The following is a 3723-nucleotide window of genomic DNA, read 5'->3' on the forward strand; positions in this document are numbered from 1 at the left end:
TTGATGATTTAAACGAGGGTAGTTTCGAGGAATGTTTTGCTTTTATGCGTAGCGTGGGTGATAGCTATATTAAGTCCTATAGACCGATTGTAGAAAAACGTAAAGAGTTAGAATATGGTGATCATGAAAGACAGTTTCAGCTCTATCGACGTGGACGTTACGTAGAGTTTAACTTGGTTTATGATCGTGGCACTTTGTTTGGCTTGCAAACAGGTGGACGCACAGAATCAATCTTAATGTCACTACCGCCATTGGTGCGCTGGGAGTATCAATATGAGCCAGAGCCAAATACGCCTGAGGCTAAACTGTATGAAAAATACTTAAAACCACAAGATTGGATTAAATAAAATGAAAACTGACTTAGATGTAAAAAAACTACTATGCCCAATACCGGTGATTCGATTGGGCGAATTGATTGAAAAAATTGCTGTTGGTGATACTATTGAAATGCTTGCAAGCGATCCAGGTGTACTTCATGATATCCCTGCTTGGTGCAAGGTACATGGCCATAAAGTATTAAATATTGAAGAAAAAACCGATGAGATTGTACTTATTGTTGAAAAAATAGGGTAGAATTATTTGCTGTTTTTGCTATAAAAATTAGCTTAATACAAAAAAAAGAATTTACACGTAACGGCGCGTGTTGCTTGACAAAGATTGTCAGTTAAATATTAAAAAAGTTTAAATAAAGGAGAATATATGTCTGCTAAAGATGTAATGAAGATGATTGAAGACAACGAGGTTAAGTTCGTTGATTTTCGTTTTACAGATACTCATGGTAAAGAGCACCACGTAAGTGTTCCTTCCCATACAGTTAATGAAGCTAAATTTGAAGAAGGTCAAATGTTTGACGGCTCTTCAATTGCCGGCTGGAAAAATATCAATGAATCTGACATGATTTTAATGCCGGATACAACAGCATGCGTTATGGACCCATTTACTCAAGAGTCTACGTTAATCGTACGTTGTGATATTGTTGATCCAAGTGATATGAAAGGTTACGAGAAAGATCCTCGTTCAATCGCTAAACGTGCAGAAGTATACATGCAAGCACAAAATATTGGTGATACTGCTTATTTCGGTAATGAAAATGAATTTTTCGTATTCGACAGTGTTAAGTGGGATACAGGTTTCGGTATGGGTAAGGCGTTTTATGAAATTCATTCTTCAGAAGCAGACTGGGAGTCTGGCTCTGATTTAGAGGGTGGAAACAAAGGTCACCGTCCAAACGTTAAAGGTGGCTATTTTCCAGTTCCTCCAGTAGACTCGTTACATGATCTAAGATCAGAAATGTGTCTTGTTATTGAAGAGATGGGTGTTGAAACTGAAGTACATCATCATGAAGTAGGTACAGCTGGCCAATGTGAAATTGGTGCTAAATTTAATACCTTGGTAAGAAAGGCCGACGAAACTCAAATCCTTAAGTACTGTATTCATAATGTTGCTCATATGTACAATAAAACAGCTACATTTATGCCTAAGCCAATTGCGATTGACAATGGTAATGGTATGCATGTTCACCAATCAATTGCTAAAGATGGTGTTAACTTATTTGATGGTGACGAGTACGGTAACTTAAGTCAAATGGCGTTGTACTACATTGGCGGTATTATCAAGCACGCTCAAGCATTAAATGCATTTACGAATGCATCAACTAACTCTTACAAGCGTTTGGTGCCAGGCTATGAAGCGCCAGAAATGTTAGCTTATTCTGCTAAAAACCGTTCTGCTGCGATTCGTATTCCTTATGTAGGTAACCCATTGGGTCGTCGTATTGAAGTACGTTTCCCAGACAACACGGCTAACCCATACTTAGCATTCTCTGCAATGTTAATGGCCGGCCTTGATGGTATTAAGAACAAAATTGACCCTGGAAAACCCCAAGATGGTGACTTGTACGAGTTAACTAGAAAGGAAAAAGCAAAGATTCCTAAGGTTTGTAACTCTCTAGAGCAAGCACTTGATGCACTTGATGCTGATCGTGAGTTCTTAACATCAGGTGGCGTGTTTACCGATGGCGTAATTGACTCTTTCATTGATCTTAAGATGAAAGAAGTAAATGCGGTGCGTTCAGCACCTCATCCGGTTGAATTTGATATGTACTACAGCCTGTAGTTTCGTAATTTAAGTTCAAATAAAAGCCGTGCAAATGCACGGCTTTTTTAATGTCTAATGCAAAAGGATTGAGTTAAAATAATCATTCTAAATTATTTATCAAATATCTTTATGACACAATTACGAAACGACTGGAAGCTTGAAGAAGTAGAAGCTTTGTTTGCATTGCCATTTAATGATTTGCTTTTTAAGGCGCACAGCATTCATAGAGATAATTTTGATCCTAACTATGTTCAGGTTAGCTCTTTGCTTAATATTAAGACTGGCGCTTGCCCTGAAGATTGTTCTTATTGCTCTCAAAGCTCTAAGTATGACACAGGACTTGAGCGTGAAAAACTAATGGAAATTGATCTGGTTTTAGAGCAAGCTAAAATTGCAAAAGATCAAGGTGCAACCCGTTTTTGTATGGGTGCTGCTTGGCGAAATCCTACTGATAAAAGTCTGGATAAAGTAATTCCAATGATTCAAGGTGTTAAAGCCATGGGTATGGAGACTTGTGTAACCCTAGGTATGCTATCTCAAGAGCAGGCATTTACTTTGAAAGAGGCAGGGTTAGACTATTACAATCATAATTTAGACACTTCAGAAGAAAACTACTCTAATGTTATTACAACACGTAATTTTCAAGATCGATTAAACACGTTAGAGTCTGTGCAAAATGCGGATATTAATGTCTGTAGTGGTGGAATTTTGGGTTTGGGTGAAACTCAAACGGACAGAGCCTCTATGTTAAGATCTTTGTCTAATCTTGAATCTCACCCTGACAGTGTTCCGATTAACTTATTGGTGCCAATCCCAGGTACACCATTTGAAAAAATTGAGCCACCATCAGAAACTGAATTTGTCAGAATGATTGCGGTTGCTAGGATTATGATGCCAAAATCAGTTGTGCGTTTGTCAGCAGGTCGTACAGATATGGGTGAAGCTATGCAGGCTATGTGTTTTTATGCTGGTGCCAATTCAATTTTTTATGGTGAGCAGTTGCTAACAACAGATAATCCCGATACTGGCAGCGACAAAGCATTGTTTAAAAAGCTTGGTCTCAATATGAAGCAACAATTTAATTAGGATCATGACAACTTAAGCATATTTAAAATCATGTTAAAGTACCGTTATGAAAGTAAAAAACAAGTATGTAAATCGTTCCCGTATTTCAGAGAAGAAATTTAGAGAAATAATTAAGTATTTTTCTCTTGATTTGAACGCAGTTCAAATCAAGGAATTAACAGGATTGAGCAGACAAACAATCAACAAATATTTAACCGCTATTAGGCTTAGAATTGTGGAGCTATCCATACTTCAATCTGCCCCACTAGTGGGGCAGATTGAAGTCGATGAAAGCTATTTTGGCGCACGGCACGTCCGCGGAAAACCATTGTTTTTGGCTTGCTAAAAAGAGGTGATAAGGTTTATACTGAGATTGTTCCAAACTGCAAGAGTACTACCCTACAAAGGATTATCAAGGGTAAAACTAGTATTGAAAAGCGTCATTCATTCTGATGGTTGGCGAGGGTATAATGGTTTAGTAGATTTTGGCTATAAGAAGCATTTTAGAGTACATCATAGCAAGAATGAATTTGCTCGTGGTAATGCACCTATTAACGGCAT

At 37.8% G+C, this 3723-nt stretch carries 4 protein-coding genes and 1 pseudogene; all 5 read left to right on the forward strand.

The window, feature by feature from the left end; all coding sequences use genetic code 11:
• Nucleotides 1-347, forward strand: a 347-nt coding sequence (locus BTHERMOSOX_RS09710) for a coproporphyrinogen III oxidase (RefSeq protein WP_138120951.1), incomplete at its 5' end; no start/stop codon positions are given.
• Nucleotide 348: 1 nt separating this feature from the next.
• Complete coding sequence (locus BTHERMOSOX_RS09715) at nt 349-573, forward strand: sulfurtransferase TusA family protein (protein ID WP_138120952.1); 225 nt, start codon at nt 349-351, stop codon at nt 571-573.
• Nucleotides 574-699: 126 nt separating this feature from the next.
• Nucleotides 700-2115 carry a type I glutamate--ammonia ligase gene (gene glnA / locus BTHERMOSOX_RS09720; RefSeq protein ID WP_138120954.1) on the forward strand — a complete coding sequence of 472 codons (1416 nt, stop codon included), beginning with the start codon at nt 700-702 and terminating at the stop codon, nt 2113-2115.
• Between the two features lie 111 nt (nt 2116-2226).
• The gene (gene bioB / locus BTHERMOSOX_RS09725; protein ID WP_138120956.1) at nt 2227-3183 is read left to right on the forward strand and encodes a biotin synthase BioB; all 957 of its coding nucleotides are present in this window, start codon (nt 2227-2229) and stop codon (nt 3181-3183) included.
• Nucleotides 3184-3229: 46 nt separating this feature from the next.
• Nucleotides 3230-3723 (forward strand): annotated as a pseudogene (locus tag BTHERMOSOX_RS09730) (IS1595 family transposase); the annotation flags it as partial.

This window comes from Bathymodiolus heckerae thiotrophic gill symbiont (assembly GCF_900128515.1).
In the GTDB taxonomy this organism is placed as follows: Bacteria; Pseudomonadota; Gammaproteobacteria; order PS1; family Pseudothioglobaceae; genus Thioglobus_A.

Bases quoted from the DNA above. Each gene is read 5' to 3' on its own strand.
- bioB (WP_138120956.1), top strand. From the start codon at position 2,227: ATGACACAATTACGAAACGACTGGAAGCTTGAAGAAGTAGAAGCTTTG.
- glnA (WP_138120954.1), top strand. From the start codon at position 700: ATGTCTGCTAAAGATGTAATGAAGATGATTGAAGACAACGAGGTTAAG.
- BTHERMOSOX_RS09715 (WP_138120952.1), top strand. From the start codon at position 349: ATGAAAACTGACTTAGATGTAAAAAAACTACTATGCCCAATACCGGTG.